General features: G+C 40.8%; 14 protein-coding genes and 3 pseudogenes. 14 read left to right on the forward strand and 3 right to left on the reverse strand.

Translation table 11 applies throughout. From position 1 onward, the window contains the following. The first annotated feature begins 124 nt into the window (after positions 1–124). The 9 genes from EWV66_RS06320 to EWV66_RS06360 all read left to right on the forward strand — a co-directional run bounded on the left by EWV66_RS06320 (position 125) and on the right by EWV66_RS06360 (position 9,504). On the forward strand, positions 125–910 hold the full coding sequence (locus EWV66_RS06320) for a chitinase (RefSeq protein ID WP_287107620.1): 786 nt from the start codon (positions 125–127) through the stop codon (positions 908–910). Positions 911–1,136: 226 nt separating this feature from the next. Continuing rightward, entirely contained in the window at positions 1,137–1,370 is a 234-nt protein-coding gene (locus EWV66_RS06325) for a lipase (protein WP_125730241.1), read from the forward strand. Between the two features lie 9 nt (positions 1,371–1,379). Then, positions 1,380–2,177: a lipase family protein gene (locus EWV66_RS06330; protein ID WP_287107636.1), complete on the forward strand. Its 798-nt coding sequence runs from the start codon at positions 1,380–1,382 to the stop codon at positions 2,175–2,177. Positions 2,178–2,353: 176 nt separating this feature from the next. Beyond that, positions 2,354–3,778: a phosphatidylinositol-specific phospholipase C domain-containing protein gene (locus EWV66_RS06335; protein WP_287107621.1), complete on the forward strand. Its 1,425-nt coding sequence runs from the start codon at positions 2,354–2,356 to the stop codon at positions 3,776–3,778. Positions 3,779–3,956: 178 nt separating this feature from the next. Beyond that, entirely contained in the window at positions 3,957–5,228 is a 1,272-nt protein-coding gene (locus EWV66_RS06340; protein ID WP_287107622.1) for a hypothetical protein, read from the forward strand. A gap of 123 nt (positions 5,229–5,351) precedes the next feature. Then, complete coding sequence (locus EWV66_RS06345) at positions 5,352–5,810, forward strand: hypothetical protein (protein ID WP_069474269.1); 459 nt, start codon at positions 5,352–5,354, stop codon at positions 5,808–5,810. Between the two features lie 130 nt (positions 5,811–5,940). Continuing rightward, positions 5,941–7,206, forward strand: coding sequence for a metal-dependent hydrolase family protein (locus tag EWV66_RS06350; RefSeq protein ID WP_287107623.1), 1,266 nt, complete (start codon positions 5,941–5,943; stop codon positions 7,204–7,206). Further along, complete coding sequence (locus EWV66_RS06355) at positions 7,206–8,228, forward strand: CobW family GTP-binding protein (protein ID WP_287107624.1); 1,023 nt, start codon at positions 7,206–7,208, stop codon at positions 8,226–8,228. The genes EWV66_RS06350 and EWV66_RS06355 overlap by 1 nt, the downstream gene beginning before the upstream one ends. Before the next feature lie 271 nt (positions 8,229–8,499). Beyond that, positions 8,500–9,504 carry a hypothetical protein gene (locus EWV66_RS06360; RefSeq protein ID WP_287107625.1) on the forward strand — a complete coding sequence of 335 codons (1,005 nt, stop codon included), beginning with the start codon at positions 8,500–8,502 and terminating at the stop codon, positions 9,502–9,504. A 59-nt stretch (positions 9,505–9,563) separates the two neighbouring features. Here EWV66_RS06360 and EWV66_RS24350 read toward each other — a convergent pair. Beyond that, a pseudogene (locus EWV66_RS24350) lies at positions 9,564–9,695 on the reverse strand (DUF4276 family protein); the annotation flags it as partial. Positions 9,696–9,820: 125 nt separating this feature from the next. On the opposite strand from EWV66_RS24350, the pseudogene EWV66_RS06365 reads away from it, so the two are divergent. Together EWV66_RS06365 and EWV66_RS06370 are read left to right on the forward strand one after the other, a co-directional pair. Then, positions 9,821–10,341 (forward strand): annotated as a pseudogene (locus EWV66_RS06365) (transposase); the annotation flags it as partial. A gap of 371 nt (positions 10,342–10,712) precedes the next feature. Then, positions 10,713–11,733 (forward strand): annotated as a pseudogene (locus EWV66_RS06370) (transposase); the annotation flags it as partial. Positions 11,734–11,760: 27 nt separating this feature from the next. Here the strand turns inward: EWV66_RS06370 and EWV66_RS06375 are convergent. Then, positions 11,761–12,756 carry a LysR family transcriptional regulator gene (locus EWV66_RS06375; protein ID WP_002759960.1) on the reverse strand — a complete coding sequence of 332 codons (996 nt, stop codon included), beginning with the start codon at positions 12,754–12,756 and terminating at the stop codon, positions 11,761–11,763. A gap of 106 nt (positions 12,757–12,862) precedes the next feature. On the opposite strand from EWV66_RS06375, the gene EWV66_RS06380 reads away from it, so the two are divergent. The 3 genes from EWV66_RS06380 to EWV66_RS06390 all read left to right on the forward strand — a co-directional run bounded on the left by EWV66_RS06380 (position 12,863) and on the right by EWV66_RS06390 (position 14,494). Beyond that, positions 12,863–13,000, forward strand: a complete 138-nt coding sequence (locus EWV66_RS06380; RefSeq protein ID WP_158499367.1) for a hypothetical protein — start codon at positions 12,863–12,865, stop codon at positions 12,998–13,000. Positions 13,001–13,312: 312 nt separating this feature from the next. Beyond that, a complete protein-coding gene (locus tag EWV66_RS06385; protein WP_052277378.1) occupies positions 13,313–13,597 on the forward strand; it encodes a hypothetical protein in 285 nt (94 codons plus the stop codon). A 63-nt stretch (positions 13,598–13,660) separates the two neighbouring features. Then, on the forward strand, positions 13,661–14,494 hold the full coding sequence (locus EWV66_RS06390) for a M48 family metallopeptidase (protein ID WP_052277377.1): 834 nt from the start codon (positions 13,661–13,663) through the stop codon (positions 14,492–14,494). Here EWV66_RS06390 and EWV66_RS06395 read toward each other — a convergent pair whose 3' ends face one another. Further along, complete coding sequence (locus EWV66_RS06395; protein WP_072924909.1) at positions 14,495–15,337, reverse strand: alpha/beta fold hydrolase; 843 nt, start codon at positions 15,335–15,337, stop codon at positions 14,495–14,497. Positions 15,338–15,364 lie beyond the last annotated feature (27 nt).

The raw sequence follows: 15,364 nt of genomic DNA on the forward strand, positions 1-15,364 counted from the left end.
GCGATTTTTGTTAATTGTTTTTTTCTAGAGCGAACTAATCAATTAAGTCTCTTGCCAGATAAGGATTTAGTCGATTTATGCCCCCCTATCGAACCATACCAAGTAACGAAGAACCATAAACACCATGAAATTAGAAGACATCATTCAACAAAACCTTGTTAAACCCATTGATTCCTTAGCAGGAGACTCGGAACTTTGCCGAGAAGTTCAGACCCGTTTACAAGTTTTCGGATTACTTCCTGCTAATGGGGTTGATGGCATTTATGGACCCCAAACAAAACAAGCCTTTGAACAATTCAAACAAAAAATCAAAGAAGGCGAATTGGATACCTTGGGAGCATCTTCGGCGAAATTTTTACTAGAACTTAAAGAATTACCAGGGGATAATAATTTAATCTCCAAAGCTCAAGCCGAATTTATCTATGGTAATGTCATTAGCGATGGACAATTAGCAGACCTCAATTCTTGCTTAAATCGCTTTGAAATTAACACTCACCCCCGAATGTGTCATTTTTTAAGCCAAACTGCCCATGAAAGTGGCGGCTTGAAATGGATGAAAGAACTCGGTAGCGGTGAGGAGTATAACGGACGGAAAGACCTGGGAAATATTTATCCAGGAGATGGTCCCAAATATAAGGGAGCGGGCGTTATTCAACTAACGGGACGCAGTAACTATCAAGCTTTTGCGAATTATATTCATGATCCGAAAGTGATGGATGGAGTTGACTATGTTAGTACCACCTATCCTTTTACCAGTGGCGGTTTTTGGTGGCATAACAATAACATGAATGCTCTTTGTGATCACGGTGCAACGGTGGAAGAAATCACCCGACGAGTCAATGGTGGTCTTAACGGACTAGCTGATCGTCAAGCTTACTACGAAAAAGCGATCAAAGTTTTTCCTGTTTAGCAATGCTTGTCCTACATTTTCCGCCAATAGCTGTTCTGGTGCTAATTTTTACACCTCTAATGATAGGGTAAATTGGGGTCAACTTAATCAAGTTAAAAAGAGCGGTCATCCCTTTTTTGTGAAATTTGTTTTGTGACCAAACCATTAACAATTTTCTGGTGACTCAATTACCTGGATTTGTCTAAGATACGCCTAATCAATTCACAATCGGAGGGAGAAAATTTCAATGCCTACTTACGATCAACAACAAACGCTTTTCTGTCTTTCCATGTTCGCTAATATCAGTAATAGCGAGAAAGTTATTACAGATTTAGCCAATCCTACGGTGCAAGGAAAAATTGGTCAATGGACAATTCTTTGGGGTCCTGTTATTTATTATCATGATCCTAAAAATCAGAACTGGGATAATATTATGTATGTGGCAAAGGGAGAAAATGCCGAAACCAATAACCCTCAATAGGTAGTTGCGATCGCTGCTACGAATCCGAAATCGAGTTTTGACTGGTTACAGGAGGATGCTGCTACCCATAATATGGTTTCCTGGTCAACGCAATTTCCCGAACACGGAAAAATTTCCCAAGGAACAAATACCGGAATTACTATTCTGCAAAACCTAAAAGATTCCTCTAACCGTTCTCTGTTAGAATTTTTGACCCAGGAAATTCCCAGCCAATCTGATCAACCTATTGAAATCATTACCACAGGCCATAGTTTAGGCGGAGCATTATCTCCAGTAATGGCATTATGGCTGTACGAAAATCAAGCAACTTGGAACCCGACTGGTAAACAAGTCACCGTCAATACCCAATTTTCTGCTGGAGCAACCCCAGGGGATCAAACCTTCTCTGATTACTACGGAAATACGCAGCCAGGTCTCAATCAAAGCAGCCGCCTCTGGAATAGTTTGGATATTGTTCCCCATGCTTGGAATATTCAGCAATTACAGCAGATTCCTACCCTGTATCAATCTTGTAATATTCCTAAATCTTCGAGAATTGCACTATTAGTTAATAGTCAAATTCAAAAAGTGAAAAACTGTAATTATCTGGCGTTAAATCCCAGCACTTTTGCCATGAAAGGTCAATGTGGCGTTTTTTCTCAACCACAACCAAACCCCCTGAAGCAATTTCTTCAAGAAGCCTATTTTCAACACATTCAAGCTTATTTCAATCTTCTGGAAATTGACTGGCCGCTGACGGAAAATGTGGCTGATTCTCTGACGCTAACAGAGCAAGATTTAGATGATATTGCCACTAAGTTAAGCTAATTATTTCTCTAAACAGTCGGCAGTGGGAATCGGCACGACTGTAAATATTGAGGTACAGAAAGGGCTAATATTTAAATTATTCACTTCTGACCTCTCAAGTAATTCTCTTTAACTGTAACTCAATTAACGACTTTAAAAAGTCAACAATACTCATCTTCATCAAGGAGAAAATTATTATGGGTGCTGGATTTCACATACAAATTGTCAACGCTACGCCATATAACATCAATCAAGTAAAATCCCATAGTTACCAGATGGAGTGGGATCCATCTTCTCAGATTAGTCCTAATTCCTTTACTCAATTTTATGCTGAGTTTAAAGAAACAGTAGGTCATGACAGTATAGATGATGCGGGTGATGCTAACTACACCCTTGAGGGGGTAAGTAACTTTAACTTTACAATTAGTGCTAAAAAGAGTGGAGTTCACGGACTATCAACGCCTGTCCCCTCAGAAGCAGGTTATGGGGTTTTAGTTGAATGGCAAAATATTCCCAATGGTCTTTTTGTTTATCCTACTCCAGATACTACTAATACATCTGCTGTAGGATGGATTCATGATGGAGTAGTAACGATCGCCCTTGGTTATTTCCCTAGTAATACCCAAAACCCAATTAGTTCCTATCCAACCCCTAATTATGGCAGTGGCGGATTAGCAGATGATCAAAGTGTGTTACGTCCTTCCGTATTACACTGGGCTAATAATTGGATGGAATTATTTGCCCCTTGTATTCAAAACCTTTGTCTCAATGAGTTAACCCTGCCAGGCACTCACGATGCCTCAACTTATTGCGCTGGTAGTATTAGTCAAACATGGGTACAAACTCAATACCAAAACATCAATCAGCAACTTAGTCAAGGTATTCGTGCCCTTGATCTCAGATTAATGCTTAGTAGTGGCTCAGGGGATAATCAATTTGTTATGTGTCACGGGAGTGTTGCTCTCCCCCTGACTTTAGTAGATTTTCTCAATCAAGTAACGCAATTTCTAGCTGATAATCCCCAAGAATTTGTTATTCTTGACTTACATGATTTTGAGGGAAATTGGACAAGCCAAACCTATCAAGATTTATCTAATCTGATTATCAACACTATTGGACAAGATAAATTAATTCCGCCCTCTGGTATTTCTCAACCCTTAAAAGACCTTTGGCAAACTACTGGCCGAGTTGTAGTTGGTTCTCTCGAATTTCCTGATAGTATGTCTGATTGGTTAGCACAAAATACACCCTTTTGGAGCAGTTCTATTAAACAATATTGGTGTGGTACAAGTGTAACTCTTTGGTCAGACGTGCAGAGTTATTTACAACAACAAATTGACGCTATCAACCAACCTAATAATTTTCTCTGGTCATTAATGGCTCAGTATAATTATGAAGGTGCTTATGGAGTACCAGCTAATGTGCCTAAAGAACTCTCTAGCTTTTTCGCTGGTTTAAATGGGATCAAATCTAACATTATTGCCACTGATTGGTGGAATCGCGTCAATGCCAGTACAGGTCAACTAGAAACCACTGTCAATAATTTTTCTGCTCTCATTAATGGAGTCCCTTTAAACATTTTAAAAGGGTATCGACGGGCAAATAACTTACCCCTATGGTAACTGCCATTAGATAGGCGATCGCCCCTAATTGAGCCTAGTTATCCTAAATCTCTAAACAGTCGGCGGTGGGAATCGGCACGACTCTAAATGGAGAGGAACAGAAAGGGAAAATCATTAAATTATTCACTTATGACCTCTCAAGTAATTCCCTTTAATTTCAACTCAAAAGGAGATAATCATGTCTTTTCCCTACACTCAATGTATTTCGGCAATCACTATTCCTGCTGGTGAATATAAGAACTATACTTTTGTCGTCGCTGCTTACCAAAGTGGGATCTCGGTTGGGCAATTTTCACCGAATCCAACCCCACCAAGTTATACTTTAGGGGGGGTGAGTAATCTTGATAATAATGGTGCCAGTACCACTGCTATTGAGTTTCTGCTTGATTACAGCAACACTGACTATTCACCACCTTACTATTTTGTTTACGGATCTGAAGACGAGAATATTTGGCTTAATAGCATTAATCCCGCTACTGGAGGCAGCCACTTCACAAGTGGTAATGTCACGACTCAGATCGCTTCGGAAAAACAACCCGATGCGCCAATTGCCGGACTTTTCTATTATTTCCCCGAAAGCCTTCTTTACGTGGCAGCGTCTAATGGCAACCTCTACTGGTATTCAGTCACTTGGTCTAACGGCGTGCCGAGCTTGTCTTATGTGGGTTCAAACACATCTTATAGCCAGACGGATGGAGCGTCCGTATCTCTGACCTTTTTCCCTGCGGGGACGCTAACTAATTACGATTGTCTGTTACTCGGCGGGTGTGCGGCCACGGGGGTTATTTTCAATGCCAAAAACCCATCTTCAACTCCTACCCTTTACGGGTATGACGGTGGATGTAATGCAACTGACGTTTGTAAGGGACCAAATGGCATTTACTGGGCAACCCCGGCTGGCGGTTTACACTATCAGCCCTATAGTGGGTTCAATGCCTCGTTAAGTCCTATTTGGACAGTACCCAGTGGACAGGTCATTTTATCTTTGGCCTACTCACCAAACGCCGGTAATGCAGATCCGGGAAATTATCCAGAGGGAGCAATCTTTATTGCCACGGCTCCGTCCAACCCCTCTAATTCCTCTATGGGCAGTATCTGGGTTGTTGATGTCAAGAGTAATACGGTGGGCAATGCCGCCCAACAGTATCAAACCATCTCAGGGTCCCCTTGGGCGATCATTGCTGATGCCAATCTGAATTATATGTGTGCAACTGGTTCATGTGGTGTTTTCCTAAGTACCTTGGCAGCTTATAATCCAGAATCAAATATTCCTGAGAATGGAATGTTAGTACCAAATAAGGTGACTAGCGGTGTTGGGCATACCTGGATCAGTGATCTTGTTTCCGCCGCCGCGTTGGTTTTTGGCGTGGTGACAGAGGATCCCGTTGCTGTCGGTTGGGCAGTTGCAGGTATTGATGCTGCGGCAATCGATTCCAAAACGGGTTATTAAGCGAATAGGACGCTATAGTACCAGTTGGTTGGTGTGAGAAAAAAAAACAAACTTTCCTCAACCAACCTAACAATCTCTTGAATCAACAAAACTTAATCAAATATTCAAGGAGGTCATCAATTTATGGTTTTATACCGATGCAAAGAAAGCTATACCATCACCGTCAAAGATGAGGATGGATCTTTTTTATGGAATTTTAATAACTTTCCCTGCGATTTTGTCGGAGACAGACGGGGTGAAGCCGATATGGGAGCTATTCCTTTTGAGTTTAAACCCTACAATATACCTCTAGTGGTTGCCAATGCTAGATTGTTTTCTGTCTTGGGTTTTGATGATCCCTCTTGGGTGGGAAGTCCCTTAGATATTCATCTCTGCTTTGCCGCTGATAATGGGATGCAGTCGATTACTTTAATCCCCAATAAAACGGCGGGTTTTGATGTAATTGAAGACAGCGAACGTTGTAACATCCTTCGTCATGTCTATAATAGTCGTTCCTATTTTGAAATTCTGTTAGGTAGTACACAAGAAAACGCGGATACGGATACCATTTGGCTACATACTATGAATGTCTATCAAGACTAACCATTAAAGCGGATTCGCTAACTATCAACTTGAATTGGCCTATTCATCCAGTGGAAGTCGAGATATTAAGCGATCGCCTAGCTCAAGACTAATAAAAACGCTGAAAAAATTAACAACAGGAGAAACAACGATGACTGGTACTAATTCCACTAGCCCAAATTATGTAATCGTAACCGATCAATATTGGGATGGTTTGGCTGATAATCCCCTTGGTGCCACGGAAATTCGCGTCGAAAATGGGAATATCACTGCGATCGCTACAACAGTTGATCACAGCAACGCTCAAATTATTGAACTAAAAGGACACACCGTTACCCCTGGTTTCATTGATTGTCATGTTCATATTACCTTCTGTGAAGGGGATCCTACAATTCCAGAAAATCCTTATATGGTGACAGTGCCATTAATGACCCTTTATAGCTTAAATCCCCTGAAAATACTGTTAATGAACGGTTTTACTACTATACGGGAAGTGGGTTGTCCCGATCCAGAATTTATTACCGTCGATCTCAAAAAAGCGATCGCCAAGGGCTGGATTATTGGACCAGATCTATTGGTAGCACCTCACCTGATTTCAGCCCAAGGAGGACATGGTGATTTTACCTCTTTAGTTGCTTTTCAGTTCAGACCAGAAAAATTTGAAGTAGCAGACGGAACAGCAGAAATTATCCGCATAGTACGGGAAGAAATTCGCTCAGGAGCAGATTGGATTAAATTCTGTGCCACAGGGGGTTTTAGCTCTCCTACGGATGATCCGAGTCAAACCACCTATTCCCAAGAGGAGATGAATATTCTGGTTAGTACCGCCAAAGATTTCGGTATTTCTGCTTGTCCTCACGCTTATGGAGGGGAAGGGGTTCAACGTGCTGTTAACGCGGGGGTACGTTCCATTGAACATGGTAATCTTGCCAGTTCCGAGACTTTGCAATTGATGGAAGAGAAAGGAGTTTATCTGGTACCAACTCAATACACTGTTTTAGAAAAAGCTCGCAATGCTAATAATCCTGAATATTGGCAAAATCGTTCTCCTTGGCAACACGCTAAATATCAAAAATATGCCTCTCAACTGATTGCTTGTGCTGATAATTTAGCTAAAAGTAACGTTAAGATTGCTTTTGGTACTGATGCGGGAACTTTTCCTCATATAGATAACTGGAAAGAGTTTCCAGCGATGGTTCAAAATGGGATTACTCCTTTACGCGCTTTAAAAGCAGCAACTACTGTAGCGGCTGAATTATTAATGCAGCCGAATATTGGTGCGTTAGCGGTGGGGAAATTTGCTGATATTATCGCTATGCCGGGTAATCCTTTTGAGGATATTAATGTTACTGGTAAAGTTGATTTTGTGATGAAACGGGGAGTCATCTATAAACAACCATCGGGAGGACAAGTATAATGGTTTTGTCATCAAATCTCTGGAAGACACCAGTAACACTGCTGACGGGTTTTTTAGGTGCGGGTAAAACTACTTTACTTAACTCCATTCTTAAGGGTAAAAGTGATCGCCGTTTCGGCATACTGGTCAATGATTTTGGTAGTCTTAATATTGATCAGATGTTAATTAAAAATAGAGACGATGATCTAATCACTCTTGAGGGAGGTTGTGTTTGTTGTAATTTACAAAATAATCTGGTTAATTCTCTTCCCAAAATCCTATCTCTCCGTCCAGATCAGATTTTAATTGAAGCCAGTGGAATTGCTAACCCTTATACCCTGTTACAAACCCTAAAGCGTCCAGTTTTAAGTAGAATAATTCGCTTGGAAAGCATTATTACCCTAGTTGATGCTACCTATCTACCCCAAATTTGTGAACCATCTGGAAAAATTAACTATCAAGATTTGCTAATTGATCAAATTTCGGCTGCTGATATTGTGGTTCTCAATAAAATTGATTTGATTGATGAAAAAGCACAAATTAATGCTAGTCAAATTATCCAAAAAATAGCACCTTGGGTGCGTTTGTTAAAAGGGAGTTATGGGGATGTTTCCCTAGATTTATTATTAGGATTTAGGGACTCATTTCCCGTTCATTCTGTATCTAGTCAATTAAAATCTAATCCCTCGGATAACTTTCATACTTGGAGTTATGAAAGTGTTCGCCCTTTTCAGTTATTAACCCTGCGAAAAATATTAGGGAAATTACCCGTAACTGTATTGCGAGCCAAGGGTATTTTATCTACTGTTGAACATCCCAATAGAGGAGTAATTTTGCAACAAGTGGGGCCGAGAATTACCTTAGAAATAGGCGAGGAATGGGGTAATAATCCACCCTTTACCCAATTGGTATTAATTAGCACGGAGACAATTAATACGAATATATTACAAAATCAATTAGATAGCTGTTTAAGAGTAGAGGATTTTGAGGTAAATTCAAAAACTCAAACTAAGAATAATTTTATTTTAAGTAACGAGATATAACATATATATCACAATTATCCAGGGTCAAACTTTTTATTAATTTGACAACGAGAAAGTGGCTATAAAGTTATCAAAAAACTGGGTTTAAAACCTCCCCTTTCTAGGGGGACTTTATGTTAGAATTTTAGTAATCTAGAAAACCCACCCTATCATAGAGAAAATCCGGCAACGGATTGACCCTGAGCGTAGCCGAAGGGTCAACGTCGAGTAAGGGGAAGCTGGAGAGATAGCCTTTTCATTCTATTAATCAATCTAAAAAGTCCCCAAAAATATGATAACTTCCACTTCAGTAAAAAAAAATGACGATGTTAACGCCTTAAATGCCGATATTCGGGAAGTTTTATTAGAGGTTTTGCCGATAATTTCTCCTGAATTACAACTAGAAATTGCTAACTTAGTTCAACAGATTCATCATCTGAATTATTTGATTTATAAAAAAAGTAATAGCTGGAAAATTGGTTGGTTTATTTTTAACAATGATCCAACTAAATTTATTTTGTTATTAGAGGAAATTAAATATATATTGCTCATGGCAAAAACCAATAAAGTCGGAGTTGATGCTATTCGAGGATTCAGAATTAATCTAGAAAAGGAAATTAATAATAGTCGCTATTTTTTATGGGGACATATTTTAAATGGATTTAGTTCTATCTATTCTGTAAGATCAGTCCCATTCAAAATATTTTTAGGTTTATCTATGACAACTTTTTTATCTATTATTGCCCTCAAGTTTTCTGCTGAAGAAATTTACATATTTGATGCTAATTTACATCAGAAATCCTCTCAAGAGGAGGCACTTATTTCAAAACCATTACCTCAAGCAAACTCCCCAGTACCCATTCCTTCTAGTAGTTATTCAGAACAGTTAAAATCATCGAGTGATACGATAAATCCTAATCGGCATATATTTTATGGTTTAGTTTATGCGGCAACAGCAGGAGTGTTGGGAAGTGTTGCGAGTATTTTACTCAGAATTATCGACTTTACAGACAAAAAATATGACGACCCCCTCATTCCTCTTTTTATTGGTTTGTTTAGACCCTTAATTGGTCTAATTTTCGGTATTTTTATCTTTAGTTTAATTAGCTCAAATACGTTGATTAAAATTGATTTCCTGATTGCCCAGGATCAAAATTCTTCTAGTTTAATAACCAACAAAGCCCGTCAGGATTTATTTATCTTTTCCTGTGCTTTTTTAGTGGGATTTAGTGAAAGATTTGCCTCAGATTTACTGAAAAAAACTGAATCGGGATTAATTGAAGAAAAAGAAAAATAATGTTATTGGCTAAATTATAGGGACTTTTGCGGATTCAAGACATACAATAACAGCAGTGGTCAAAGGGATTTATTTTCAGTTAGGAAAAGATGGGGGGCAATCTGTTTAGAGTGGGTTCCTTCATAATACTCTTTCACTAGCTTTGTTAATTCTTGTTTAGCCGAGTTAAGCAGGTCTGGTTCTCTGTATTTAGGGCTTGCTGAAAAAGCCTGAAATGCCGATAGGAAAAAGGTTTCGACTCAATCAAGTCGAGAAAAAAGGCACAAAAAAATGTAAAATACCCTAAAAGCCAAGCACTTTTTTTTATTCAGTACAGATGTATAGTATCTCGACTGCAACTCCATCAGAACCCGAATCATTTGAACTGCCCGAGGAGCGGAAAACTATCAGATGAAAACCGTTGGGTTATTATGGCCAACTTAATTCCCTGGGAAAAATTTGAAGAAGAGTACGCAAAAAGCTTCTGCGAAAACAAGGGTGCGCCCGCCTTACCATTTAGGGTAGCATTGGCAGCATTAATTATTCAAGAAAGATTAGGAATAAGTGATAGAGAAACCGTCGAACAAATTAGGGAAAACCCTTACCTAAAATACTTTCTTGGGCTAACAAACTATCAAACCCCAAGCCCCATTTGATGCCTCAATGATGGTATATTTTCGGAAAATAATTAAGTTAAATCTCCTTAACAAAATTAACCAAGAAATGGTGAAAAAAGGCCGAGAAATTCTCGATGACAAAGAATCTGATGCCAGAACAGAAGAGCGAGGAGAAGAAAGTGAGCGGCCCAATGCAGGAAAATTAATATTAGATGCGACTTGTGCGCCCGCTGATATTAAGTAGGGTCTGCTGAAAAAGTAGGGGCGAAGCATTCGGGCAATAACCTATCGGTGAAACCGTAGATTTTCTATCCGAATGCTTCGCCCCTACAGGACGCGGGCCGATGAAGACGCAAGCTTTTGAAGCACGATTCTCTCAAAATCTTGCACCTGTTTCGCAAGAAAAGCCACAAAACCCTTACCATGCCTACATTTCACATTTATTCAGCCAGCCCTAAGTATCCCACAGATTTAGATCTATTAAATCAAGGGTTCTTCTCGACTTTGTGTGATAATTTTTGCTTATGGAACCCTGAAGTGCTTATTGGGCAAAACTTTTAGGACTATTTTGCGGATATTCTATCGGTATAGACCTCGTTTCCACACAGAAACACGGAAAAAATCCTAGATTGTCTCTACCGGGAAGTCAAAGAAAAGTTAACTAAGAAACCAAGAACTTCCCGAAAAATAGCGAGAAAGAACTATTTAAAAGTCGCTAAAAAACGTCGTCCCTCTCAAAAAGAAAGACGGAAAGCCATTGGTCAACAACTGGGATATATTCAAAGAAACTTAGGTTATATAGACCAACTAATTGAATTAGGAGCCTCCTTAACTTGTTTAAGTAAAAGACAATATAAACTGCTATTAGTCATTGAAGAAGTCTCTCGTCAACAACGGGAGATGTGGTCAGAGAAAAAAACAAGGGTTGACCAGAGAATTGTCAGTTTAAGTCAACCTCATGTACGTCCTATTGTCAGAGGCAAAGCTGGAAAACCGATGGAATTTGGCGCAAAGCTCTCGGTGTCTTGTGTCGATAATTATGTATTTTTACACCGTTTGTCTTGGGAAAACTTTAATGAATCTCAAGATTTGAAAGCGCAAGTAGAAAACTTTAAAGAGACTTATGGTTGTTAGCCAGCAATCCGTTCATGTCGATAAAATTTATCGAACCAGAGAAAACTTGGCATGGTGTAAGGAAGCGGATGCGACCCCGCGCCGTCGCACGGCGTCAGGGAACGCGCACCAAGCAAGAGGAATAAGATTAAGTGGATTACCATTGGGAAGACCACCGAAGAATCGAAGCGCTGAACTAAAAAAACAAGCTCAAGAGGACGAGAGTTTTCGCAATGCAATAGAAGGGAAATTCGGACAAGCTAAGAGAAGATTTGGTTTAAATCTGTGCATGACAAAACTACCTGAAACTTCAGAAACGTCCATTGCTCTTACCTTTTTGGTTGTCAATCTTTCCCGACTGCTTCGGCAGTTTTTTGGGCTTTTTTTGTCTTTCGGGCTTTTTCGGCGAACACATGAACTAAGATGCCGCCAACGCTTTAATAAAAATTATGTTAAAAGTGATTTTACTCAAGTAAAACTTATCACTTGGGCGACAAATTATTGGCACTCAATAGCATAATTCTTTGAGCGACTTTTTCAGCAAACCCTATTTACTCATAATTTCGGCGGGTTGCGAGTTAGGAATCGGTTCAAAGTTGTGGTCGTCAGCCAGATATTCCGGATAGGTGGAGAATTGGGGTAGTATTTCTAGGGTAAAAGCTTCGGCAGCTTTCGAGCGATAGCGATTCGGGTTAATAATTACCGACAAAGTGCGTCGTACTTCCACATCTTTAATTCGGGTAGCGTGGATAACTCCCATTTGTAGTTCTTTTTCGATCGCTGTCACCGAGACAAAAGCCGCCCCTAAACCGGATTGTACGGCATTTTTAATCGCCTCGATCGAGTTAAGTTCCATCTCCACTTTTAAGCGTTTGGTATCGATCTCGCAACGGGTTAAAACCTTGTCGATGACTTTGCGAATCGTCGATTGGGAATCGAGGGTGATAAATTTTAGTCGATATAAATCCTCTTTTTGAATCATTTCTACCTTAGACAGAGGATGAAAAATAGGCAGGACTAAAGCCAGTTCATCGTCTGCGTAGGGGATAATCCGCAGGGTTTCTTGTAATTCGGCGGGAACTTCTCCCCCGATAATGGCTAAATCCACTTGACCGTTAGCAACGCTCCAAGAGGTGCGACGGGTGGAATGAACTTGTAGCTGTACGGATACTTCTGGGTATTTTTGCCGAAAAATCCCGATCATGCGGGGAAGAAGATAGGTTCCTGTGGTTTGGGAAGCACCGATGATTAGGGTTCCCCCTTGCAGATTTTGTAGATCTTCGATCGCCCGACAGGTTTCTTGACAGAGAGTGATAATTTTTTCGCCGTAGCTTAAGAGTAGGTGTCCCGCTTCTGTTAATTGGGCTTTCCGACCGCCCCGGTCAAATAACGGCACATTTAGCTGTTTTTCGAGGTTTTGTACCTGAAGACTGACCGCCGGTTGAGATACATACAGGGTATCTGCCGCCCGTTTAAAGCTTCCTTCGGCAGCGATCGCTTTGAGAATTCTCAGTTGGTCTAGGGTGAAGGGAATGTCGGTCATAGAAAGCCTCAAAAACAGCGACAGGAGAAGGGGAGGACAATAGCGACAAATCTTAAGCCAGTGCCGATAAATACACTGAATTGACAGTACCACACCACGGGGATCAATGCTTCAGGTAGTTCCAGTTATCAGTTACCAGTTATCAGTTACCAGTTATCAGTTATCAGTTATCAGGAGTCTCCGAGTCTCCGAGTCTCCGAGTCTCCGAGTCTCCGAGTCTCCGAGTCTCCGAGTCAGGAAATAGGGTGGTCACTGCGTGCGCGTTGCGGGGAGTTTTGGGGTTTTGGGGTTTTGGGGTGTTTAAATTCCTCCACTTCCCCACTTCCCCACTTCCCCACTTCCCCACCCCTCACTGATCACTGAAAAAGGCTGCCCCAGCAATTATCGGGTTGACTTTTGTCTACCACTTAATCGTTCTTAACCAAGAATCTTAATGATATTTTAAGATTTTTTAACAAACCGCCCCTAGCCGAGATGAACGTATATTCTATAGGGGAGCGAGTGTAGATTCCTATTCCCGTTCGATCGCCCGCTAATTCTCTGGAGATCAGCACCCATGCTTACTTTGCTCCGTTCGCTGCTATTTTCCACCCTATTAAGTTTTGTTGCCCCCGTCCTCTTGGTAGGTTCTATTTTAGCTGCTTTATTGGCCACCAGTCATGTCCCTGGCTTTACTTGGGTTTCTCAGACCGGTTTTAGCCAAATACTGCAATTTTTAACCATTTTCGGCGACGGTTATCCCCTACAAGGAATGTTAACCATCGCTGTCACCTTTGCTTTTGTTGGCAGTTTATTCGATTTATTTAACTTTTACGTCTATCAAACCAATCGGGGACAGTAACAGGCAAAGGGTGATATTGACTGTCTAGAATGGGAATGAGGTTTTTATGGGATCGAATCGTCTATGCGCCCTATTTTCTGCCGTTTTTGGCTATTAACCCTGATTACGCTGCTGCTCACCCTGAGTATCGGGATGATCAATCCCCAACCCAGTTTCGGGCGCTCGTGGATGGATTTACTTTTTCGCGGTGTGCAGGTTATTCAACTTGCCACTATTTCTCCTCAGCAGGAAGTCGCCCTCGGTAGGCAGATTAATCAGGGTTTATTAGAATCAGGTAAGGTAAAACTCTCCAAAGATGCCAGAATTAACCAATATGTCCAAGAAATCGGACAGCGATTAGCGGCAACTAGCGATCGCCCTGACCTTCCCTACACTTTTCAAGTGGTGCGCGACAATAGCATTAACGCCTTCGCTACTATGGGCGGATTTGTCTATTTACACACGGGATTGATTAAAACTGCTGATAATGAGGCGGAATTAGCCAGCGTGATTGCCCATGAAATCGGCCATATCGTCGGTCGTCATTCTATCACCCAATTACGCAATACTGCCCTCGCCCAAGGACTTCTGAGCGCGGCGGGATTAGACACAAAAACTTGGGTACAATTGGGAGTCAATCTCGCCTATAATCTGCCCAATAGTCGCAAGGATGAATTAGAAGCGGACCGACTGGGTTTAAACAATCTAGCTGAGGCCGGTTATGCAGCCAAGGCCATGATCTCCTTTATGGGAAAATTAGCACAACAAGGCGGTTCTACCCCGACAATTCTCAGCACCCATCCTGCTACCGGCGATCGGATTTTGGCACTGCAAAAACAGCTTAATTCGGTTAATAACAAGCAGAATCAAGGTTTAGACGGGGATTATTACCAATTGCAGATTCGTTCTCTCCGCTAATCATACAATTTCCCGAAAGGATAAAAACTCGGCCACCGCTTGATTAAAAGTTTCAGGTTCCCCTAAAAATGCCCAATGATTACCCGGTATTTTTTTAATCTCTAGAGAAGTTAAATACTTTTTGTAGGATTGAATTTGCCAAGCAGTGCGATTTAATCCCTGTTGGGGAAGGATTAATAAACTGGGAATATCTAAAGTTTTAGTTAATCCGGCAAACCCCATGACATCCTCAAAAATTTCCCCCCGTGCCGATAAAGTGAATTTACCGCTCCAACTGCCATCAGCTTTTTGTTCGATGGCATTTTTAAACACCTCTTGCTGTAGATTTGACCAACCTTTATATTGTTTTAATTGACGAGCGATCGCCTCTATGCTCTGATAACTATCAAAGGAGCGAGTAATCTTTAAAAAGGGCAAAACTTGATAGAGAATTGGAAAAGTTATCCTAATCCAACTAGGCATTTTATCGATAAAAAAGGGATCGACTAAAATTAAACTCTTAAATACTTCCGGCTGTTGAGTTGCCCAAATTGCCGCTATTTTAGCACTCCAAGAATGACCTAAAATATGTGCTTGCGTCCAACCTAAATGATTAATTAAAGCCCTTAAATCGCCGATATAATCCTGAAAGTGATAACCGGTTGCCGGTTTACCGCTTTCCCCATGTCCCCGCAAATCTGGGGCAATAACTTGATAATTTGAGCTTAAATAATCGCCCAAACTTGACCAAACCAAACCATGATCCGCCATGCCGTGCAATAATAATAGAGGCATACCTCGATCGCTCCATTGTAAATAGGAAATTGCCATCGAGTTATTGGTAAAAGTCTGGCGTTGTGGCATAAATTCTCGGCTGATTTTTACTCTATA

Source organism: Microcystis sp. M_OC_Ca_00000000_C217Col, from assembly GCF_007095585.1.
Lineage (GTDB): Bacteria > Cyanobacteriota > Cyanobacteriia > Cyanobacteriales > Microcystaceae > Microcystis > Microcystis panniformis.